This is a genomic window from Amycolatopsis methanolica 239, from assembly GCF_000739085.1.
GTDB classification, from domain to species: domain Bacteria; phylum Actinomycetota; class Actinomycetes; order Mycobacteriales; family Pseudonocardiaceae; genus Amycolatopsis_E; species Amycolatopsis_E methanolica.
This window is the reverse complement of record NZ_CP009110.1, coordinates 317,955-338,670: the sequence shown is the minus strand read 5'-3', so window position 1 is coordinate 338,670 and position 20,716 is coordinate 317,955. Positions and strand designations below refer to the sequence as shown.

Sequence of the window (20,716 nt, the reverse complement as noted above, 5' to 3'; positions counted from 1 at the left end):
CTCCAGTCGGTGTGCAACCAGCCAACGCCCCTATGACGCGGGGAGGCCCTCGCCAGATACACAGCGACAGAAGTTTTTCCAAAGCGCCTGGTCGGCGGCGGCCGGTTTCACCCGTTCAGCCCAATGCGGCGGCCTCCGCGAGCTTGTCCGCCCACAGCCGGTAGCCGGCCGGTCCGGGGTGGAACCCGTCCGCCGCGAACAGCTCCGGGTCGACCACCTCGCGCGGCACCGGGCAGTGGGTGACCCCCGGCAGTTCCGCGAGCGTCGCCGCCGCCGCGTCCAGCGCCTCGCCCCGCAGGCCGAGCACGAGGCGCAACGGCTGCGGCAACGACGGGAACGCGGCGAGCGGCGGGACGCCGGCCAGCAGCACCGGGACCGGCCCGAGCGCCCGCCACGCCGTCACCACCAGTTCCAGCAGGTCGCGCCGGTAGCGGGTGGGTGAGCGCATCTCGATCGTGTCGTTGACGCCGAGCGCCACCGCGACCAGGTCCGCCCGCTCCCGGCACGCCTCGTCGAGCAGCTCCGTCCGGACGGTGCGCGCGTTGGCGCCCGTCCGCCCGGCCACGCGCCAGTCGATCCCGCGCCCCAGCCGCCGGGCGAGCGCCGCGGCCAGCTGCCCGGTCAGCGCCTCCTCGTGCGTCCCCGCGCCGACGCCATCCACAGTGGACTCGCCGATCACCAGCAACCGCAGCGGGTCCGCCCCGGGCTCCGAGCCCCGCTGCGGCCCGGACGCGCCCAGCAGCCGCGGTGTCGTCCGGTGCACGTGCAGGCCCTGGGCGACCAGCACCGGGGCGAGTCCGACCGTGGCCGCGAGGGTCAGGGCGGTCCGTGAAGTTGACACCCGCTCACATTAGCCCTTGGCGATCGACACGGCCATCCTCGTCAGCTCCGGATCCGCGGCCGCGCGCGGCACGTAGTCGGCCAGGTCGGCGCGGGAGATGGTGAAGCTGCCGCGCACGTTCCCCTTGGTCTCGCTCGCGATGCGGCCGGTGTGACGGCCGTCGTTGAGCTTCGGCGGGCGCACGATGGTCCAGTCGAGCCCGGACTCGATCACCCGGCGCTCCATCTCGCCCATGTCGGCGTACCCCTCGCGCAGCATGCGGATCAGCAGCGGCTTGACCACCAGCCGCGTGAACCACCCGTCCCCCTCGCGGTGCATGCCGCTGTTGCTCACCACGACCAGCCGCCGCACACCGGCCGCGGCCATCGCGGTCATGATGGCGCTCGTCCCGTCCCGGCAGATCACGCTCGGCCCCCGGCCGCGGGGCCCCAGCGCGGACAGCACGGCCTCGCGGCCGGTGATGGCAGGCACCAGCGCATCCGCGTCGAACACCTCCGCGGTCACGACCTCCAGCCGCGCCTGCGATGGCACGTCCAGCCGCGCCGGATCCCGCACCACGGCCGTCACCTGGTGACCCGAGCCAGCGCCTGCCGCACGATCTCCAGGCCCGTCCCACCGGTCGCGCCGAACACCGTCAGCTTCATGGTTTCCTCCCTGGTTAGTGTTCACTCACCTGCTATAGTGAGTGAGTACTCACTAACCGTCAAGCGAGCACTGAGAGAACGCTGAGGACGCATGGGAACTCGGGAGAAGATCCTGGCCGCGGCCGCGGAGGTGATGCGCGAGCAGGGCTACGCGCGCGCCACCACCAAGGAGATCGCCCGCGCCGCCGGTTTCTCGGAAGCGGCGCTGTACAAGCACTTCGCGGACAAGACCGAGATCTTCCTCGGCGTGATGACCTCACAGCTGCCCGGACTGGAGGCAGTCCTCGGCGACATCGCTCCCGGGCGGCACACGGTGCGCGGCAACCTGGTCCGCATCACCAGCACAGCGATCGACTTCTACACCGAGAGCTTCCCGATCGGCGCCTCCCTGTTCTCCTCACGGGACCTGCTGGCGGCTCACCGCGCCGCGATCCGCGAGCACGGCGCCGGACCGCGCACACCCGTGACCAGGCTGGCGAACTACCTGCGCGCCGAACGGGACCTGGGCCGCCTGCCGTCCACATCGGACCCGGACGCGATCGCGACGCTGTTGCTGGGCGCCGCCTTCCAGCAGGGTTTCCTGCGACACTGGGACATCGAGGCCGGGGACCCGACGGCGCTGGCGCGCAAGCTCGTCAAGGCCGTCCTGCCCTAGCGACTCGCCCGCTCCTTCTCCCAGCGCTCGAGCAGCAGCGGCAGCTCCCTGATGATGAACGACAGGAAATCGCGCATGTCGGCGAGCCGCCTGCCGGCCGGGGTGTCCGCCCCCACCGCGTCGACACCCTCCTCAGCGGCGTCCCGCCACATCTCCATGAGCCGGTCGCGCTTGCGCAGGCTGGCGAACCACATGTCGTCGAGCACCCGGAAGTGGTCGCGCCGCGAGCCGGGCTCCCGCTCCCGCTCGACCAGCCCCACCTGCTCCAGGTAGCGCACCGCCCCGGATACCGCGGCCGGGCTGACCTGCAGGTTCTCCGCCAGCTCCGCCGCGGTCAGGCGGCTGTCGTCGGTGACCACGAGCGCGGCGAACACGCGTGCGGCCATGCGCTGGATGCCGAGCTGGTTGAGCACGAGAGCCAGCCGCTCGACGTACCGCCGAACCGCCTCTTCGTCCCGCATGGAGATCATCCTTCCTCACCCATCCAGCGCTTCAGCCAATCTATACGTTTTCCTAACTTCACAACTTTGTGAAATGACTGTAGCTTCGGCCGCATGGACAACGCCATCTCCATCGAGGGCCTGCACAAGTCGTTCGGCGCGACCAAGGCCCTCGACGACCTGAACCTGCAGGTCAAGACCGGAGAAGTGCACGGCTTCCTCGGCCCGAACGGGGCCGGGAAGTCGACCACCATCCGTATCCTGCTTGGTCTGCTGCGCGCGGACCGGGGCACCGTCCGCCTGCTCGGCGGCGACCCCTGGCGCGACGCCGCGAGCCTGCACCACCGGCTCGCCTACGTCCCCGGGGACGTCAACCTCTGGCCCAACCTGTCCGGCGGCGAGGTCATCGACCTGCTCGGGCGGCTGCGCGGCGGGCTCGACAAGCGCCGCCGCGACGAGCTGATCGAGCGGTTCGACCTCGATCCGAAGAAGAAGGGCCGCACCTACTCCAAGGGCAACCGGCAGAAGGTCGCGATCGTCGCGGCCCTGTCCTCCGACGTCGAGCTGCTGATCCTCGACGAACCGACCTCGGGCCTCGACCCGCTGATGGAGGCCACCTTCCAGTACGCGATCCAGGAGGAACGCGACAAGGGCCGCACGGTGCTGCTGTCCAGCCACATCCTCGCCGAGGTCGAGGCGCTGTGCGACCGGGTCAGCATCATCCGCAACGGGCACGCGGTCGAGACCGGCACGCTGAGCGAACTGCGGCACCTCACCCGCACGTCGATCGTGGCCGAGCTCGCCGGCCACCCCAACGGGCTCGGTTCGCTGGCCGAGGTGCACGACCTCAAGGTCGACGGCAACCGGGTCCGGTTCGACGTGGAGACCCGGTCGCTGGACCAAGTGCTGCGCAAGCTGACCGAGGTCGGCGTGCGCAGCCTGACCAGCCAGCCGCCGACGCTGGAGGAGCTGTTCCTGCGCCACTACACGACCGAAGCGAGCACACGATGACCGCGCTGGTGGGCACCCGGCACCTGGTGCGTCTGGCGTTGCGGCGGGACCGGGTCGTGCTGCCGCTCTGGGCGCTGGTGATCGGCGTCCTGCCGGCGAGCAGCGCCGGCGCCTACGACCAGCTGTACCCGGACGCCGCCAGCCGGGCGTCCCTGACGACGGGGATGAGCGCGAACCCGTCGATCACCCTGCTCTACGGACCGCCGTTCGACCTGTCCACCGCGGGCGGGTTCACGGCATGGCGCTTCGGCGTGTTCCTGCCCCTGTTCGCGGCGCTGGCCTGCATCTTCACGGTCACGCGGCACACCCGCCAGGAGGAGGACACCGGGCGGCAGGAGCTGCTGTCCTCGACCGTCACCGGGCGCTACGCCGCGTTGACGGCCGCGCTGATCACCGCCGCCATCGGCGCGGTGGGGACCGGGCTGCTGGTGGTGCTCGGCCTGATCGGCGGGGGGCTGCCCGCGGGCGGGTCGGTGGCGTTCGGGCTCGGGACCACGCTGACCGGGCTGCTGTTCGCCGCGGTCGCCGCCATCGCCGCCCAGCTCGCCGAGTACTCGCGCACCGCCAACGGCATCGCCTCGGCGGTGCTCGGGGTCGCGTTCCTGCTGCGCGCGGTCGGCGACTCGGCCACCGACATCTCGTGGCTGTCGTGGCTGTCGCCGCTCGGGTGGTCGACGCAGATCCGGCCGTTCGCCGGGGACCGGTGGGCCGTCGCGCTGCTGCTGGTCGCGGTGACCGTCGTGCTGGGGACGGTGGCCTACCGGCTGCTGCCGCTGCGGGACGTCGGGATGGGCATCTTCCCGGCCCGCCCCGGCCCGCCGGTGGCGGCGCCCGGGCTGCGGTCGCCGTTCGCGCTGGCCTGGCGGTTGCACCGGGGCGTGCTGATCGGCTGGACCGTCGGCTTCGCGGTGCTGGGGGCCATGTTCGGCTCGCTGGCCGCGGGCATCGGCGACATCGTCGGGGACAGCGCGCAGGCCCAGCAGATGTTCGAGCGGCTGGGCGGCGCGCAGAACCTGGTCGACACGTTCCTCGCCGCGATCGCCGGCATCTTCGGGATGGTCGCCTCGATGTACGCGGTGCAGGCCACGTTGCGGATGCGCTCGGAGGAGACCGCGTTGCGGCTGGAGCCGGTGCTCGCGACCCGCGTGCGCCGGTTGCAGTGGGCGGGCAGCCATCTGGTGTTCTCGCTGCTGGGGACGGCGCTGCTACTGGTCGTGTCCGGGCTGTCCGCGGGGCTGCTGCACGGGTTGCGCGTCGGTGACGTGGGCGGCCAGGTGCCCGCGGTGCTCGGCGCGACGGTAGCGCAGGTGCCCGCGGTGTGGGTGGTCGTCGGGATCGCCGTGGTGGTGTTCGGGTTCGCGCCGAAGTTCGCGACGGCGGCGTGGGGGGTGGCGGCGGCGTTCCTCCTGTTGTCGCTGTTCGGGCCGGTTGTGCAGGCGCCGCAGCTGTTGCTCGACGTCTCGCCGTTCACGCACGTTCCGAAGCTGCCGAGCGCGGACTTCGTGGTCGCGCCGTTCGCGTGGCTGCTCGGGATCGCGGTGGTCACGCTTGCCACGGGTCTGGCACGTTTTCAGCGGCGTGACATCGGGTAGTACCTGGTCAGCCGAGTGGCAGCGCCCGGGCTCGTCGGGGGGTCCGGGCTCTGCCGCACGACGGCCGGGTGGAGGCATACGAGGCCCCGCGCACGGGTAGTCACGCCACATGACCCTCGATGGAGTACCGCGTCAGATCTTCCTCGCCGGTGAGTGGCGTGACGCCGCGGACGGCAGCCGCTTCGGCGTACAGGACCCGGGGACCGGGCAGCAGCTCTGCGAGGTCGCCGACGCAAAGGACGCAGATGTCGGCGAAGCCATCGAGGCGGCCGTCGCGAAGCAGGAGGAGTGGGCCGCGACGCCACCGCGGGAGCGGGGCGAGATCCTGCGCCGAGCGTGGCAGCTGATGACCGACCGCGCCGACGAGCTGGCGCGGCTGATGACGCTGGAGATGGGCAAGAGCCTGGCGGAGTCGAAGGCCGAGGTCACCTACGCCGCGGAGTTCTTCCGGTGGTTCTCGGAGGAGGCCGTGCGCATCGACGGGCGGTACGCGCGCAGCCCAGCCGGTGGCGGTCGGGTGCTGGTGTCGAAGCACCCGGTGGGGCCGTGCATCCTGGTCACGCCGTGGAACTTCCCGCTGGCGATGGGCACCCGCAAGATCGGGCCCGCCGTCGCCGCCGGCTGCACCATGATCGTCAAGCCTGCGCAGCTGACGCCGTTGTCGATGCTGAACCTCGCCGGGTTGCTGAAGGATGCCGGGCTGCCGGACGGTGTGCTGAGCGTGCTGCCGAGCACGTCGGCGAGCCGAGTGGTGAACCCGGCGCTGGCCGACCCGCGGATCCGGAAGCTGTCCTTCACCGGGTCCACCGAGGTCGGGCGCAAGCTGGTCGAGCAGTGCGCGCCGAACCTCCAGCGGATGTCGATGGAACTGGGCGGCAACGCGCCGTTCCTGATGTTCGAGGACGCGGACCTCGACGCGGCGGTCAAGGGCGCGGTCACCGCGAAGATGCGCAACAACGGCGAGTCGTGTGTGGCGGCGAACCGGTTCCACGTGCACTCGTCGGTGGCCGGGGAGTTCGGGCGGCAGCTGACCGAGGCGATGTCGTCGCTGAAGGTCGGGCACGGCACCGAGGACGGCGTGAAGGTGGGGCCGCTGATCAGCGCCGAGCAGCGGGACAAGGTCGTCGAGCTGGTCGAGGACGCGTTGTCCCGCGGCGCGCACGCGACCACCGGCGGCAAGGCCTTGGACGGCGACGGCTTCTTCTACGCGCCGACCGTGCTCACCGACGTCCCGCCGGACGCGCGCATCCTGCGTGAGGAGGTGTTCGGGCCGGTCGCGCCGGTGACCACCTTCGAGGACGAGGACGAGGCCGTCCGGCTCGCCAACGACACCGAGTTCGGGCTGGTGGCCTACGTTTTCACGCGGGACCTCGACCGGGCGATCCGCGTCGGCGAGCGGATGGCGACCGGGATGGTCGGCCTCAACACCGGGCTGGTGTCGAACGCGTCGGCGCCCTTCGGCGGTGTGAAGGCGTCCGGGTTCGGCCGCGAGGGCGGCGCCGAAGGCATCGAGGAGTACCTCGACGTGAAGTACATGGCACTGTCGCTCAACGGAAGCTGACCACCCACAGTCCAATCCGGACTGTCCTAGTGCGTGCCGTCCCCCTGGAGGTGTGCGCTGATCGGCACCACCAGCGGCGTCCCGGAGACCGGGTCGGGCAGGACCTTCGCCGACAGGCCGAAGATCTCGTCCAGCAGCGGCTCCGTCAGCACCGCCGACGGCGGGCCCTGCGCGATGATCCGCCCGTCGCGCATCGCGACCAGCGTGTCGGCGTAGCGGGCCGCCAGGTTCAGATCATGCAGCACCATCACGACCGTCGTGCCGCGGTCGCGGTGCAGGCGGTGCACCAGGTCCAGCACGTCGATCTGGTGGGCCAGGTCCAGGTACGTGATCGGCTCGTCCAGCAGCAGCAACCCGGTCTCCTGCGCCAGCGTCATCGAGATCCACGCCCGCTGCCGCTGGCCGCCGGACAGCTCGTCCACCACCCGGTCCGCTAGCACGTCCATCCCGGTCAGCCGCAGCGCGGTGGAGATCGCGTCCTCGTCCGACGACGACCACTGGCGGTACCAGCGCTGGTGCGGGTGCCGCCCGCGCGCCACCAGGTCACCGACCGTCAGACCCTCCGGCGCGACCGGCGACTGCGGCAGCAGCCCGACCACCTTCGCGACCTCGCGCGTCGGCAGCTTGTCGATCCGCTCGCCGTCAAGCAGGACCGCGCCCTCCCGCGGCGCCAGCAACCGCGCCAGCGCCCGCAGCAGCGTCGACTTGCCGCAACCGTTCGGGCCGATGATCGCGGTGATCGTGCCGTCCAGGACGTCCAGGTCCAGGCCGTCGACCACCAGCCGTTCGCCGTACCCCAGCTTCAGGCCCTCGGCCCGCAGTCGTGACGTCATGCTCGTGCCTCCCGGCGGCTCCGGACGAACAGGAAGATCAGGTAGGGCGCGCCGAGGATCGCGGTCAGCACCCCGACCGGCAGGTCCGGCAGCAGCAACCGGGTCAGCAGGTCCGCCCCCACGGTCAGCAGCGCGCCCAGCACCATCGACCCGACCAGCGGCGGTTGCGCCGTCTTCGCCAGCCGCACCGCGATCTGCGGCGTCGCCAGCGCCACGAACGTGATCGGCCCCGCCGCGGCGGTCGCGATCGCGGCCAGCGCGGCCGCCAGCAACAACAGCGCGCCGCGGGCGCCGTCGACCCGGATGCCCAGCCCGCGGGCGGTGTCGTCGCCGAACTGCAAGCCCCCGACGGTGCGCCCGCAGATCAGGGTGATCGGCACCAGCACGGCCAGCGCGATCGCGACCGGGCCGACCGAGTCCCACCCGACGTCGGCGAGGTTGCCGACCAGCCACGTCGTCGCGCGCGCCGCGTCGTTGACGTCCCCGGCGGCCAGCAGCCAGTTCACGATGTTGTAGCTGATCGCCCACAACCCGATCCCGATCAGCACCATGCGGTAGCCGTCGATGCCGCGCCGCCACGACAACGCGTACAGCAGCACGCCCGCCAGCAGCCCGCCGATCAACCCGGCGACCGGCACGCCGAGCGCGCTCACCATGCCGCTGACCTGCCCGCGGTACCCGCCGGCGACGATCGCGGTCACCGCACCCACACCCGCGCCCCACGTGATGCCCAGGATGTCCGGGCTGGCCAGCGGGTTCCGCGCGACCGACTGGAACAACGCGCCGGACAGCCCGAGCGCGGCGCCGACCAGCACGCCGGCGAGGGTGCGCGGCAGGCGCAGGTCGAAGATGATCCCGCGTTCCCGCCGGGTGCCGCCGCCGAGCAGGGTCTCCAGCACGTTCCAGATCCCGATGCGGGAACTGCCCATCCCGATGTTGATCGCGGCGACGAGCACCAGCAGCACCGCCGCGATCACGACGACCGCGACCAGCCGCGGCTTGACCGTCCACGCCACCGGCCCGACGGCCAGCACCTTGCGACTCATACCTTGCTCAGCCCCCGCCGCCGCACCAGCACGATGAACACCGGCGCCCCGATGATCGCGAGCAGGATGCCGACCTCGAAGTTGTCGCCGGTCAGCACCCGCCCGAGCACGTCGGCCGTCAGGAGCAGCACCGCGCCCAGCAGCCCGGCCACCGGCACGAGCCAGCGGTAGTCCGGGCCGGTGATCGCGCGGGCCAGGTGCGGCACGACGAGCCCGAGGAACGCGATCGGCCCGCATGCGGCGACCGCCGAACCGGTCAGCAGCGTGATCGCGGCGACGCCGAGGACCCGGGTGCGCAGCACGCGCTGGCCGAGCGCGGTGGCGACGTCCTCGCCCAGCGCCAGCGTGTTCAGGCCGGGCGTGTTGATCAGCGCGAGCAGCAGGCCGGCCACCAGGAACGGCGCGATCTGGCCGGTGATCGCGAAGTCGCGCCCGGCGATCGACCCGATCCGCCAGAAGCGGTAGATCTCCATGCCGCGCTCGTCGCCGAGGATGATCGCCGACACCAGCCCGTGCAGCAGCGCGCTCACCGCGGCGCCGGCGAGCGCGAGCGTCACCGGGGTCGCGCCCTTGCCGCCGACCGCGCCGAGCAGGAACACCGCGACGCTGGCCAGCAGGGCGCCGGCGAACCCGAACCAGATGAAGCCGTACAGGCCGTTGATCCCGAGCACCACGACCGCGAACACGACAGCCAGCGCCGCGCCGTGCGTGACACCGAGCAGACCGGGGTCGGCGAGCGGGTTGCGCGTGTGGCCCTGCATGAGCGCGCCCGCGACGCCGATCGCGAGCCCGACGAGCAGGCCGAGCACGGTGCGCGGCAACCGCAGCGACCGGACGATGATGTCCGATTCGGACCCTGACGGCTGGGTGAGCGCCGTCCACACCTCACCGAGCGGGATCGACTTCGTACCGAGCGCGACGCTCGCCGCGCAGATGAGGACCAGCAGGACGGCGAGTCCGCCGATCCCGGCGAGACGACGCTGCCTCCGCGTCCGTGGCCGGGCTGTCGCCACCACCGTCACTGATGTCGCCTATCCAACTCGAGCTTCCAAACGGGACAAACCGCATCCTATGCTCCGCGTTAGGCAAGGCTAACCGAAAGAGAGATCACGATGACGAGACCGTGGCGAGCAGCACTGGCGCTGGCCGTGACCGCGAGCCTGACCCTCACCGCGTGCGGGGGCGGCAGCGACGAGGCCACGCAGACGAGCGGGGCCGGCCAGGCGGGCTTCCCCCGCACGATCCAGCACGCGATGGGCTCGACCGTGCTCGAGACGCAGCCGAAGACGGTCGCCGCGCTCGACACAAGCTACGTGGACGCCGCGCTCGCACTGGAAGCCCAGGTCGTGGCGTACACGAAGTACCGCAACTTCGACCAGCTGCCTGAGTACCTGGGTGAGGACCGCCGGTTCGGCGAGGGCGCCAAGGTGATCGGCCCGCTGGAGACCCCGGACGTCGAACAGCTCTACGACATCAAGCCGGACGTGATCGTTTCGGCGAAGGTGCGGCACGAGAAGTACTACGAGCAGTTCACCGGGGTCGCGCCGACGGTCTTCTCGACGACGACCGGCGGGATCTGGAAGGACAACATCCGGCTGCTCGCGCAGGTCCTCGGCAAGGAGCCGCTGGCCGAGCAGAAGATCGGCGCGTACGAGCAGCGCGCGCAGCGGATCGGCCAGGAGATCGCCGCGAAGCTCGGCCGCACGCCGACGGTGTCGATCGTGCGGTTCGTCGAGGGTGAGCCGACCGTGCGGCTCTACAGCAGCGCGTCCTACCCCGGCGTCGTGATGGCCGACGCCAAGCTGTCCCGGCCGGCCGGGCAGCCGGACTCGACCGACAAGATCTCGGTGAACCTCAGCCAGGAGGACATCGCGAAGCTGGACGCGGACGTCATCTTCGTGTCGTCGTACTCCGACGAGACGAAGACGGCGGAGGACCCGAAGGCGAAGTTCCAGGCCAACCCGCTGTGGGCGACGCTGAAGGGCAAGATCGTCGACGTCTCCGACACCACGTGGTTCAGCGCCGTGAGCCTGCAAGGCGCCTCGGCGATGCTGACGGACCTGGCGAACCAGTTCGGCGTCACGCCGTGACCCGCGCGGGGCCGCGTCCGGTGTGGTCGCGGCCCCGCGGCTCTACGGTGGACCCATGATTTTCATCACCGCGAAGTTCCGGATCCTGCCCCAGCACGCCGACGACTGGCCCGACATCGCGCGGGACTTCACCCTCGCCACCCGCGCTGAGCCGGGCTGCCTGTGGTTCGACTGGTCGCGCAGCGTCGAGGACCCCAACGAGTACGTGCTGGTGGAAGCCTTCCGCGACGGCGACGCGGGCGCGGCGCACGTCCAGTCCGAGCACTTCCGCGAAGCCCAGCGAACGCTGCCGCCGCATCTGGCGGAGACCCCGCGCATCGTCAACTTCGAGGTGCCGCAGGAGGACTGGTCCGAGCTGGGCGAGATGGCGGTGGACCGCTAGGCCCGGAGGCCGTCGGCGATGATCTTCGCCAGTGGGCGGCCCGCCGGGGCCTGGCGCTGGATCGCGAGGTAGCCCGCGAGCAGCGCGGTCAGGTCGCCGGGTTCGACGTCCGCGCGGACGGCGCCCGCGGCCTGCGCCCGGCGCAGCAGGTCGGCGAACGCGCCGCGGAACTCGGCGCGTTCGTCCGACGCGGCCTTGAACGGCAGCCCGGTGCTCGCCTCCAGCGCGTCGCACAGGGCCTTGTTCAGCAGCGCCTGCTCGGCCACCACGTCGAAGAACTCGAAGAACGCCGCGCCGGGGTCGGCCACCTCGAGCCGCTCCCGCGCCTGCCCGGCCAGCCACGCGATCCGGTCCAGCACGACGGCCTCGAACAGCATTTCCTTGCTGGGGAAGTGCCGGTACACCGTGCCGGCGCCGACCCCCGCCCGCCGGGCGATCTCGTCCAGCGGCACCGACGGGCCCTCGTCCGCGAACGCCTCGTGCGCCGCCGCCAGGACACGGGCGCGGTTGCGGCGCGCGTCGGCGCGTAGTCCGGTGCGGCTCGCGGGGGTCGTCATCGTGTCCGATTCTAGCCGCCCGCGGCCACCGCCGGATCCGCGAACAACCCGACCAGGCCGGGCCACGCGCCGGGCACCAGCAGCACCGCCAGCACCGTGAAAACCGGCACGACCAGGAACTTCTCCACGCCCTTCCCGGTGCGGAACCGCAGGAACGACGGCGGCCGCAGCTCGTACCAGGTCTCCCCGGCGATCGGCACCGGGAACAGGAACGGGCAGCCCGACTCGGTCAGCGCGTCGCCGAGGCAGTGCACGAAACAGCCGGCCGCGACCGCGATCCCCAGCCAGCCGGTGAGCTGCGACAACTCCGCCGCGGCGCTGGCCGTCAGCGCCCACCACACGACCCCGCCGCCGGGGACCAGCAACAGCCAGTCCCCCAGCGCGTCCGCGGCGAGCAGCAGCGCGAACAACACCACCCCGGCCACGACGTACCAGCCGCCGGCCCGGGTGCCGTACGTCGTCGCCGCGCCGAGTCCGATCGCGAACAGCAGCGTGTGCGACAGGTGCCGGTGGCTGCCCCGGCCGCGCTCGTCGCGCGGGCCCTTCGTGACCTTGTACAGCGCCGCCGAGGTGTGCCGGAGCAGCCAGCACACCAGGCCAGTGATCGGCCCGAGCAGCTTCGATGCCCGGGCGTGGGGGTGGTCGAGGTCCGGCAGCAGCGCGAAACCCGCGGTCGTCGCGGCAAAGGCCAGCGCCTGGTGCACGGAGCCGGCGCCGATGGCCGGGGCGAGCGCGAGACCGGCGCACCAGCCGGTGAGCGCGTGGGTGGAGCCCATCATGGAGAAGATCTTGGCAAGATGGACACCGACCGACGCGAAGGGACGCGCATGACCAGGACCACCGAGGCGCCCAGCGACGAGCTGCGGGCGTTCTGGGCCGAGCGGCACCTGTGCATGCTCACGACGCTGCGTCCGGACGGGAGGCCGCACGTCGTGCCGGTCGGGGTCACCGTGGACGAGGACTTCACCACGGCGCGGGTGATCTGCCGCCGCGGCAGCGTCAAGGCGCGCAACGTCCGGCTCGGCGAACCCGCGCGTGTCGTGGTGAGCCAGGTGGACGGTCGCCGCTGGTCGAGTTTGGAGGGATCGGCGGTGGTCCGCGAGGATCCGGAGTCGGTGGCGGACGCGGAAAACCGTTACGCCGTGCGGTACCACCGGCAGCCGACGCCCCACCCGGAGCGGGTCGTGATCGAGATAAGCCTCGACCGCAGGCTCGGCATGAGGTAAAGCACATCGTTGGCGGGTTGCGGACAATCGGGAAGATAAGGCAGTAATTCAGAGTGCGGACCGCGAAGACCCTCAAGATCGACAGTCCGTTCGCGGGCGGCACGACGTGGGACGTCGTCGACCGGACCGTGATCGGCGCGCTGGCGCCGACGATGATCAGCACCCTGCGCCGGGGGTCGGAGGACTTCCTGTGGTTCGCCGAGCGCCGCATCGCCGGTCACCAGCTGGGCCGCCCCGGCCGCTGGGACCACCCGGTGGAGCGGGAGCTGCTCGGGTGGCGCTCACGGCTGGCGTTCGAGCTGGACCCGCCGGTCGTGATCCCGGAGATCGACCTCAAGCTGTCGCACTGGGTCCGCAACACGCACGAGGAGTTCCTGCGGCGGCTGCCGGACACCGGCGGGATGGTGCAGCTGGAGAGCGTCCGGGACGTGGACGCGTGGCTGCACACCCTCATCGACCACTACAAGGCCGTGAAGGCCGCCGGCGAGGAGCAGCTGGACCCGGATGTGCGCGCCACGTTGATGGCGTGGTTCCGGAACACGTTCTTCAAGATCCGGCGGGCGGCGGATCGGGTGGGGTTGACGAGGGTGCGGCCGACGTCCTGATCGGGGGCCACCAGCTCGGGCTTCACTGATCAAAGGCACCGTGCCGCGAGCCGCGGCTCAGCCGATCGGTTGCCACCAGGGGTCGACGGGCTTCGGGGCGTCCACGTCGATCCGCTCGCCCGGGCGCGGGACCGCCAGCGCCACCTCGTGGGCCTTCGCTTCGCGCCAGACCCGCTCCGCCGGCTCGGCCCAGCCGTGCATCGCCAGGCGGAACGTGCCCCAGTGCACCGGGATCAGCAGCCCGCCGCGGACGTCGAGGTGTGCGGCGACGCCCTCCTCGGGCGTCATGTGGATGTCCGGCCACGCCGGGTGGTACGCGCCGATCTGCACGATCGCGGCGTCGAACGGCCCGTACTTCTCCCCGATCGTGCGGTAGCCGTCGAAGTAGCCGGAGTCCGCCGTGTAGAACACCTTCCGCCCGGAGCGCGCCACGATCCACGACGCCCACAGCGTGTTGTTCCGCGTGAAGGCCCGCCCGGAGAAGTGCTGGGCCGCCGCCGCGGTCACCTCCACCCCGCCGACCGAGACCGTCTCGTCCCAGTCCAGTTCGATGATCCGCTCCGCCGGGATCCGCCACCGCCGCAGGTGCGCGCCCACCCCGAGCGGCACCACGAACGGCGCGCTCTGCGTCTTGGCCAGCCGCACCACCGTCGGCCGGTCCAGGTGGTCGTAGTGGTCGTGCGACACGATGATCACGTCCAGCTCCGGCAGCTCGGACAGCTGGTGCGGCGGCCGGTGCATGCGCTTCGGGCCGACGAACCGGGACGGCGACACCCGCTCGCCCCACACCGGGTCCACCAGCACCTTCCGGCCGTCGATCTCGATCAGCGACGACGCGTGGCCGTACCAGGTGATGTGCAGCCCCTCATCGGCGGGCGCGGCAGGCGGCACCAGCGGCACCGGGCCGGTCGGCTTGCGCTGCTGCTTGCCGAACACCATCTCGCCGACCAGGTCGCGTGCCCTGGCCGGCTGCACGAGCGGCGGCGCGAGGTTGCGGAACCGGCCGTCGTGGAACTGCGGGGAGCGCCGCATGCGCTCGGGGTCGGGCCGCCCGCCGAACGCGACCGGGATCTCCCACAGGGCCGCCACCGCCGTGCCGAGCAGCGCGGGCAGGGCCCACCGCAACGTCTTCGCCATGTCCGGACAACTACGGGCGGCTCCCGGATGTTCCCAGCGGCGCGAGCGGCCCGGACGGGTCGGCAGGCGACAGGCAACTGCTCAGCGGCGCGGTCAGCGAGCACAGCGCGGGCCCCTGGACCAGGCGGTACGAGGGCCCGACGCCGCCGCGCGCGATCACGTCCCGGTACGCCGCGACGCCGTCGGTCGGCCTGCGGGCCAGCTCGGGGTCGCCGAGAGCGTCCACTTCGTACAGTCCGAAGCGCGGCCGGTAGCTGCCCCACTCGTAGTTGTCGGTGATGCTCCAGTGGTTGTAGCCGATGACGTCCATGCCGTCGGCCTTCGCGCGCTGCACCCAGAACAGCGTGTCCTGGATCGACGCCGCGCGGGTGTAGTCGTCCTCGCGCGGGTTCCCGTTGTCGGTGGGCAGGCCGTTCTCCACGATGTAGAGCGGCAGGTCCGGGTAGCGCTCGTGGTAGTAGCGCAGCGCGTAGTAGATGCCCTCCGGCTGCGGCTTGACCTTCCAGAACTGCTCGAACGCCGCGTAGATCGCCGTCAGGTTGGTCAGGCTGATGCCGTAGTAGTAGTCCAGCCCGACGAAGTCCACCTTGTCCTTGATCCGGTCCATCACGACCAGGTCGGTCAGCGGGTTGAAGCCGGCGTAGAAGGCCTGGTTGCTGGTCACCTTCGCGCCCGGGTCGAGCCGGTGGATCTCGTCGTAGGCGCGGCGGTGGGCCTGCACCACGTTGGCCTGCCAGGCGGGCACCTGGAACGGGTTGACGGCGCCGATCCGCAACTCCTGGGTGAGGAACGCGACCGGCTCGTTGAACGTCACCCACAGCACGTCGTCGTAGCGCTCCGCGATGCGCGTGGTGAAGGCGAGGAAGTCGTCGACGGTCTTGGCGCTGGTGAACCCGCCCTGGTCGGCCACCCACCCCGGGTACACCCAGTGGCTCAGCGTGATCATCGGGGTCATGCCGACGGCGCGGACGTGCCGGACCACGTCGTCGTAGTAGGCCAGCTCGGCCTCGTCCCACACGCCGGGCCCGGGCTGCACGCGAGCCCATTCGACGCTGAACCGGAACGTGTTCACCCCGAGGTCCTGCGCCAGCCGGATGTCCTCGGCGTAGCGGTGGCGGAAGTCGGTGGCGTTGGCGTACGGGTCGACGCCGCCCTTGGCCACGTACCGCGACCAGTTGCTGTCCGGCGCGCTGCCCTCGGATTGGAAGCCCGCGGTGGCGACTCCCCAGTAGAACCGGTTCTCGGCGGCGGCCGGTGTCACGGGGACCATCGCAACACAGAACAGGACGACGAGCGCTATCCGGGCCAGACGCGACATGTGAAAGAAATTTACGTTTCCGCCACCGGGCCGTCAACGATCAACCGCCCCTGGTCTCCTCGACCAGCCACTCGAGGTACTCCGCGCTGCCGCCCTCGATGGGCGTCGCGATGATCTCCGGAACCTCGTAGTTGTGCTGCTCCTTGATCAGCTCGACCAGCGGCGCCACCCGGTCCGCCGCGGTCTTGATCTCCACCCGCCATTCGGGTTCGGCGTGCACCTCGCCGTCCCACCGGTAGACGCTCAGGATGGGGCCGACGATCTGGGCGCACGCGCCCAGGCGCGCCTCGACGGCCTGCGCCGCCAGCTCCCGGGCCGTGGTCTCGCTGTCGGTGGTGGACGACACGATCACGTGTTCGCGCATGTGCCCGATTAGAGCACTGCGCCCGGCTCAGACCCAGCCCGCCTGCTGGTCCTCGCGCTGCTCGTCGGCGTCGGCGCTCGCCTTGTGGGTCAGCGCGGCGACGGCCTGCTCCAACTCCGAGCGCACCTGCGCGGAATCGGTGCGCCGGGTGTGCACGGTCATGGCGATCTCGCACTGCGCGGGACCGCGCTCGATCACCCGCAGCTCCCCGCAGTCGTCGCCGCCGCTCTCCGTGCCCCACGCCAGTTGTCTGCTCGCCGCGTCCGCGCGCAACCAGCCTTCGGCCAGGTCCTGCGGCAGGAACCGGGGCAGGTTGGGTGCGTCGGAGATGAACGCGAACGCCTCGTCGGCGGGCAGGTCGGCGGTCGCGGTGTAATTGAACGTCTCCATGAGATCGGAGGTATCCGTGTGGCGCAGCGCTAAACGGGGTACCTAGGCCCTTATGCGACTTGGCGTGCTGGACATCGGATCGAACTCCGCGCAGCTCCAGATCGTGGATGCCCACCCGGGCGCCCCGCCGTTGCCGGCACTGGCTGTGAAAGAGCCCACACGCCTCGCCGAGCAGATCGACGAGAGCGGCGCGATCGCGGAGGAGGGCGTCTGCCGGGCGGTGGACGCGGTCGAGTCCGCCCTCACCGCGGCCCGCCTGCACCGCGTCGAGCAGTTGTTCCTGTTCGCGACCTCGGCGATCCGGGACGCGAGCAACCGGGACGAGATCATCAACCGGATCGAGGAGCGGACCGGCGTGCGGCCGCAGTTCCTCACCGGCGAGGACGAGGCCCGGCTGACCTACGCCGCCGCGCACCGCTGGTACGGCTGGTCCGCAGGCCGCCTGCTGCTGCTCGACATCGGGGGTGGCTCGCTGGAGATCGCGCTCGGTCGCGACGCCGAACCGCAGCTCACGCTGTCCCTGCCTCTCGGCGCGGGCAGGCTGACGCGGATGTTCCTGCCGGACGACCCGCCGTCGGTCAAGCAGGTCAAGGCGATGCGGCGGCACGTGCGGGACATGCTGCGCGAGGTCGCCGACCGGCTGAGGTGGGAGGGCGTGCCCGCCCACGCCGTCGCCACGTCGAAGACGTTCAAGCAGCTGGCCCGGCTGGCCGAGGGCCACCGCAGCGGCGCGGACCGTTCGTGCGGCGCACCCTCACCGTCGACGCGCTCAACGCGTGGATCCCGCGGCTGGCCGAGATGAAGACGGCCGAACGGGCCCGCTTGCGCGGTGTGTCCGCGCCGCGCGCGCGGCAGATCCTGGCCGGCGCGATCGTCGCCAAGGCGACCATGGACACGCTCGACATCCGCAAGGTCGACGTGTGCCCGTGGGCGTTGCGCGAGGGGATCATGCTGCACCACCTGCAAACCCTGCAGGTATACGACGGTCTGCCGCTGCAGGCGATCAGCACCGCCGTGCCCGAGGTGTCGGGGCGCGGCGGCCCGGGTAAGTCCCTAGTGGGACTGAGCCGAGGAGCGTGAGGAGTTTTCCATGTCGGAAACGGTCGGTGACCACCTGCTGAAGCGTCTGCGGGAGTGGGGCGTCGAGCAGGTCTTCGCCTACCCCGGCGACGGGATCAACGGCATCGTCGCCGCGTTCGGCAAGGCGGACAACGAACCTCGGTTCGTCCAGGCCCGTCACGAGGAGATGGCCGCGTTCGAGGCGGTGGGGTACGCCAAGTTCAGCGGGCACGTCGGGGTGTGCATGGCGACCTCGGGGCCGGGAGCCATCCACCTCCTCAACGGGTTGTACGACGCCAAGCTCGACCACGTGCCGGTGGTCGCGATCGTCGGGCAGACCGCGCGCAGCGCGATGGGCGGGTCCTACCAGCAGGAAGTGGACCTGCAGCCGTTGTTCAAGGACGTGGCCAGCGAGTACCTGGTCGAAGTCAACGTCGCCGAGCAGCTGCCGAACGCGCTCGACCGGGCCATCCGGACCGCGCTGGCCAAGCGCGCGCCGACGGCCGTGATCATCCCGAACGACCTGCAGGAAGAGCCGTATTCGCCGCCGAAGCATGCGTTCAAGCACGTGCCGTCCAGCCCGCCCGGCTTCCCGCACCCGGTGGTCATCCCGCCCGAGGACGAGCTGGGCCGCGCGGCGGACATCCTCAACGAAGGCGAGAAGGTCGCGATCCTGATCGGGCAGGGCGCGCGCAACGCCGCCGCCGAGGTCCGCGAGATCGCCGAGCTGACCGGCGCCGGGGTCGCGAAGGCGTTGCTGGGCAAGGACATCCTGCCCGACGACCTGCCGTACGTGACCGGCTCGATCGGGCTGCTCGGCACGCGGCCGAGCTACGAGATGATGCAGGACTGCGACACCCTGCTGATCGTCGGCTCCAACTTCCCGTACAGCCAGTTCCTGCCCGAGTACGGCAAGGCGCGCGCGATCCAGATCGACATCGACGGCAGCATGATCGGCATGCGTTACCCGACCGAGGTGAACCTGGTCGGCGAGGCGAAGGGCACGCTGCGGGCGCTGCTGCCGATGCTGCGCCGCAAGGCGGACCGCGCCTGGCGGGAGAAGATCGAGAAGAACGTCGCGTCCTGGTGGGGGACCGTCGAGCAGCAGGCGATGGTCGAGGCGGACCCGGTCAACCCGATGCGGGTCGTGCACGAGCTGTCGCAGCGGATCCCGGAGGACGCGATCGTCACCGCCGACTCCGGCTCGTCGACCAACTGGTACGCGCGGAACCTGCGCATGCGCGGCAGGATGCGCGGCACGTTGTCCGGCACGCTGGCGACGATGGGGCCGGGCGTGCCGTACGCGATCGGCGCGAAGTTCGCCTGCCCGGACCGGCCGGTGATCGCGCTCGAAGGCGACGGCGCGATGCAGATGAACGGCATGGCCGAGCTGCTCACGATCCAGCGCTACCACCACCTGTGGGCCGACCGGCGGCTGGTGGTGTGCGTGTTCCACAACAACGACCTGAACCAGGTCACGTGGGAGCTGCGCGCGATGGGCGGCGCGCCGAAGTTCGAGGAGTCGCAGTCGCTACCGGAGTTCTCCTACGCCGACTTCGCGCGGTCGCTGGGTTTCGAGGCGGTCGCGGTGGATTCGCCGGAGCAGCTGGGCCCGGCGTGGGACCGGGTGCTGTCCGCGGACCGGCCCGCGCTGCTGGACGTGCGCTGCGACCCGGAGGTGCCGCCGATCCCGCCGCACGCGACGTTCGAGCAGATCAAGAGCACGACCGAGGCGATGCTCAAGGGCGACCGCGACGCGTGGCACATCCTGGTCGAGGGCCTGAAGACCAAGGCGCAGGAGTTGCTGCCGAACCGCTAGTCGGTGTCCTTGAGCCAGGTGCGGATCTCGTCGCTGTGCTCGCCGAGCTTCGGCGGCGGCTGGCGGTAGGCCGGCGGCGTCTTCGTCAGGCCGATCGGGTTGCGCACCACGTCCAGCCCGCCCAGCGGCACGCGCGGCGCGAGGCCGAGCCGATCGGCGAGCTGGAACGCCTCGGCAAGGTCGTTGACCGGTCCGCACGGCACGCCAAGGGGCGTGAGCAGCTCGAACCACTCGTCGGCGGGCCGGGTCCGCAGACGTTCGCCAAGAAGCTCAGCCAACTCGGCGACGTGCGCGACCCGCTGCGCGTTGGAGGTGAAGCGCTCGTCCACGGCCAGTTCCGGCAGGCCGAGCGCCTCGGTGAGGGCGGCGAACTGGCGGTCGTTGCCGACGGCGATCACGAGCGGCCGGTCGGCGGCCTGGAACACCTCGTACGGCGCGACGGACGGGTGCCGGTTGCCGAGAATGCCCGGCACGACGTCGGCCATCACGTGGTTCGCGCTCTGGTTGACCATGCTCGACAGCAGCGAGCCGAGCAGGCTGACCTCGATCAGCTGCCCCTCGCCGGTCGCGTCCCGGTGGCGCAGCGCGGACAGGATGCCGACAGCCGCGTGCAGCCCGGTCAGGACGTCCACGAGCGCGACGCCCACCTTCGTGGGCTCGCCCGGCGCCGGACCGGTGACGCTCATCAGCCCGCCGACGGCCTGCAACAGCAGGTCGTAGCCGGGCAGCGCCGCGCCCGCGCCGCTGCCGAAACCGGAGATCGAGCAGTACACCAGGCCGGGGTTGTCCGCCGCGAGGTCCTCGTAGCCCAGGCCGTAGCGGGCCATCGTGCCCGGGCGGAAGTTCTCGACCACCACGTCGGCGCGGTCCGCCAGCGCCTTCGCCGCCGCCAGGTCATCCGGATCGGCCAGGTCGAGGGTGATCGAGCGCTTGTTGCGGTTGACCGACCGGAAGTAGACGGCCTCCCCGTCGGCGTGCGGCGGGCCCCACGCGCGGGTGTCGTCCCCGGCTCCGGGGCGCTCGACCTTGATCACCTCGGCGCCGAGGTCGGCGAGCAGCATGGTCGCGTACGGCGCGGCGAGCACCCGGCTGAAATCGGCGATGACGACGCCGGACAGCGCCCCGGTTCGATCGGTCACACCGTCC

The 20,716-nt window shown here is 71.4% G+C and carries 24 protein-coding genes; 11 read left to right on the top strand and 13 right to left on the bottom strand.

The features are described 5' to 3' along the window. Positions 1–115: 115 nt before the first annotated feature. Positions 116–841: an SGNH/GDSL hydrolase family protein gene (locus AMETH_RS01675; protein ID WP_017986295.1), complete on the bottom strand. Its 726-nt coding sequence runs from the start codon at positions 839–841 to the stop codon at positions 116–118. A gap of 9 nt (positions 842–850) precedes the next feature. Then, complete coding sequence (locus tag AMETH_RS01670) at positions 851–1,408, bottom strand: NAD(P)-dependent oxidoreductase (RefSeq protein WP_017986294.1); 558 nt, start codon at positions 1,406–1,408, stop codon at positions 851–853. A 168-nt stretch (positions 1,409–1,576) separates the two neighbouring features. Between AMETH_RS01670 and AMETH_RS01665 the strand changes: the two genes are divergently transcribed. Next, positions 1,577–2,140, top strand: coding sequence for a TetR/AcrR family transcriptional regulator (locus tag AMETH_RS01665; protein WP_017986293.1), 564 nt, complete (start codon positions 1,577–1,579; stop codon positions 2,138–2,140). Here the strand turns inward: AMETH_RS01665 and AMETH_RS01660 are convergent. Then, complete coding sequence (locus AMETH_RS01660) at positions 2,137–2,610, bottom strand: GbsR/MarR family transcriptional regulator (protein WP_017986292.1); 474 nt, start codon at positions 2,608–2,610, stop codon at positions 2,137–2,139. The genes AMETH_RS01665 and AMETH_RS01660 overlap by 4 nt on opposite strands. Before the next feature lie 84 nt (positions 2,611–2,694). Here AMETH_RS01660 and AMETH_RS01655 point away from each other — a divergent pair, with 84 nt between their 5' ends. The 3 genes from AMETH_RS01655 to AMETH_RS01645 all read left to right on the top strand — a co-directional run bounded on the left by AMETH_RS01655 (position 2,695) and on the right by AMETH_RS01645 (position 6,744). Continuing rightward, the gene (locus tag AMETH_RS01655) at positions 2,695–3,591 is read left to right on the top strand and encodes an ABC transporter ATP-binding protein (RefSeq protein WP_017986291.1); all 897 of its coding nucleotides are present in this window, start codon (positions 2,695–2,697) and stop codon (positions 3,589–3,591) included. Then, positions 3,588–5,183 carry an ABC transporter permease gene (locus AMETH_RS01650; protein WP_017986290.1) on the top strand — a complete coding sequence of 532 codons (1,596 nt, stop codon included), beginning with the start codon at positions 3,588–3,590 and terminating at the stop codon, positions 5,181–5,183. The genes AMETH_RS01655 and AMETH_RS01650 overlap by 4 nt, the downstream gene beginning before the upstream one ends. Positions 5,184–5,292: 109 nt before the next feature. Continuing rightward, the gene (locus tag AMETH_RS01645; protein ID WP_017986289.1) at positions 5,293–6,744 is read left to right on the top strand and encodes an NAD-dependent succinate-semialdehyde dehydrogenase; all 1,452 of its coding nucleotides are present in this window, start codon (positions 5,293–5,295) and stop codon (positions 6,742–6,744) included. Between the two features lie 26 nt (positions 6,745–6,770). On the opposite strand, the gene AMETH_RS01640 is transcribed toward AMETH_RS01645, so the two are convergent. Genes AMETH_RS01640 through AMETH_RS01630 form a run of 3 tightly spaced genes read right to left on the bottom strand, consistent with a single transcriptional unit; the run spans position 6,771 to position 9,645 of the window. Next, entirely contained in the window at positions 6,771–7,577 is an 807-nt protein-coding gene (locus AMETH_RS01640; protein WP_017986288.1) for an ABC transporter ATP-binding protein, read from the bottom strand. Next, positions 7,574–8,623, bottom strand: coding sequence for a FecCD family ABC transporter permease (locus tag AMETH_RS01635; RefSeq protein WP_017986287.1), 1,050 nt, complete (start codon positions 8,621–8,623; stop codon positions 7,574–7,576). Before AMETH_RS01635 ends, AMETH_RS01640 begins: the two co-directional genes overlap by 4 nt. Further along, the gene (locus AMETH_RS01630; protein WP_017986286.1) at positions 8,620–9,645 is read right to left on the bottom strand and encodes a FecCD family ABC transporter permease; all 1,026 of its coding nucleotides are present in this window, start codon (positions 9,643–9,645) and stop codon (positions 8,620–8,622) included. The genes AMETH_RS01635 and AMETH_RS01630 overlap by 4 nt, the downstream gene beginning before the upstream one ends. Before the next feature lie 90 nt (positions 9,646–9,735). Between AMETH_RS01630 and AMETH_RS01625 the strand changes: the two genes are divergently transcribed. Next, positions 9,736–10,713 carry an ABC transporter substrate-binding protein gene (locus AMETH_RS01625; RefSeq protein WP_223843032.1) on the top strand — a complete coding sequence of 326 codons (978 nt, stop codon included), beginning with the start codon at positions 9,736–9,738 and terminating at the stop codon, positions 10,711–10,713. Positions 10,714–10,768: 55 nt separating this feature from the next. Beyond that, entirely contained in the window at positions 10,769–11,095 is a 327-nt protein-coding gene (locus AMETH_RS01620; RefSeq protein WP_017986284.1) for a putative quinol monooxygenase, read from the top strand. Here AMETH_RS01620 and AMETH_RS01615 read toward each other — a convergent pair. Both AMETH_RS01615 and AMETH_RS01610 read right to left on the bottom strand, forming a co-directional pair. Further along, a complete protein-coding gene (locus tag AMETH_RS01615) occupies positions 11,092–11,652 on the bottom strand; it encodes a TetR/AcrR family transcriptional regulator (RefSeq protein WP_017986283.1) in 561 nt (186 codons plus the stop codon). The two genes, AMETH_RS01620 and AMETH_RS01615, sit on opposite strands and share 4 nt — an antisense overlap. Before the next feature lie 11 nt (positions 11,653–11,663). Then, entirely contained in the window at positions 11,664–12,431 is a 768-nt protein-coding gene (locus AMETH_RS01610) for a metal-dependent hydrolase (RefSeq protein WP_026153709.1), read from the bottom strand. An 18-nt stretch (positions 12,432–12,449) separates the two neighbouring features. Between AMETH_RS01610 and AMETH_RS01605 the strand changes: the two genes are divergently transcribed. Both AMETH_RS01605 and AMETH_RS01600 read left to right on the top strand, forming a co-directional pair. Next, a complete protein-coding gene (locus tag AMETH_RS01605) occupies positions 12,450–12,878 on the top strand; it encodes a pyridoxamine 5'-phosphate oxidase family protein (RefSeq protein WP_017986281.1) in 429 nt (142 codons plus the stop codon). Positions 12,879–12,931: 53 nt separating this feature from the next. Then, positions 12,932–13,483, top strand: a complete 552-nt coding sequence (locus AMETH_RS01600; RefSeq protein WP_017986280.1) for a hypothetical protein — start codon at positions 12,932–12,934, stop codon at positions 13,481–13,483. 57 nt (positions 13,484–13,540) lie between these two features. Here the strand turns inward: AMETH_RS01600 and AMETH_RS01595 are convergent, their stop codons facing one another. The 4 genes from AMETH_RS01595 to AMETH_RS01580 form a co-directional block, all read right to left on the bottom strand. After that, entirely contained in the window at positions 13,541–14,620 is a 1,080-nt protein-coding gene (locus AMETH_RS01595; protein ID WP_017986279.1) for an MBL fold metallo-hydrolase, read from the bottom strand. A gap of 10 nt (positions 14,621–14,630) precedes the next feature. Then, entirely contained in the window at positions 14,631–15,890 is a 1,260-nt protein-coding gene (locus AMETH_RS01590) for a glycoside hydrolase family 1 protein (protein WP_017986278.1), read from the bottom strand. A gap of 88 nt (positions 15,891–15,978) precedes the next feature. Next, positions 15,979–16,302: a divalent-cation tolerance protein CutA gene (cutA, locus tag AMETH_RS01585; RefSeq protein WP_017986277.1), complete on the bottom strand. Its 324-nt coding sequence runs from the start codon at positions 16,300–16,302 to the stop codon at positions 15,979–15,981. A 27-nt stretch (positions 16,303–16,329) separates the two neighbouring features. Continuing rightward, positions 16,330–16,692, bottom strand: coding sequence for a hypothetical protein (locus tag AMETH_RS01580; RefSeq protein WP_017986276.1), 363 nt, complete (start codon positions 16,690–16,692; stop codon positions 16,330–16,332). Between the two features lie 64 nt (positions 16,693–16,756). Between AMETH_RS01580 and AMETH_RS01575 the strand changes: the two genes are divergently transcribed. The 3 genes from AMETH_RS01575 to AMETH_RS01570 are packed head-to-tail and all read left to right on the top strand — an operon-like array spanning position 16,757 to position 19,570. Next, entirely contained in the window at positions 16,757–17,494 is a 738-nt protein-coding gene (locus AMETH_RS01575) for a Ppx/GppA phosphatase family protein (protein ID WP_267283469.1), read from the top strand. After that, positions 17,434–17,772, top strand: coding sequence for a Ppx/GppA phosphatase family protein (locus AMETH_RS41280; RefSeq protein ID WP_017986275.1), 339 nt, complete (start codon positions 17,434–17,436; stop codon positions 17,770–17,772). The genes AMETH_RS01575 and AMETH_RS41280 overlap by 61 nt, the downstream gene beginning before the upstream one ends. A 10-nt stretch (positions 17,773–17,782) precedes the next feature. After that, positions 17,783–19,570 (top strand): thiamine pyrophosphate-requiring protein, encoded by a 1,788-nt coding sequence (locus AMETH_RS01570; RefSeq protein WP_017986274.1) that lies wholly within the window; start codon positions 17,783–17,785, stop codon positions 19,568–19,570. Here the strand turns inward: AMETH_RS01570 and AMETH_RS01565 are convergent. Further along, positions 19,567–20,709, bottom strand: a complete 1,143-nt coding sequence (locus AMETH_RS01565; protein WP_017986273.1) for a CaiB/BaiF CoA transferase family protein — start codon at positions 20,707–20,709, stop codon at positions 19,567–19,569. The two genes, AMETH_RS01570 and AMETH_RS01565, sit on opposite strands and share 4 nt — an antisense overlap. Between the last annotated feature and the right edge of the window lie 7 nt (positions 20,710–20,716).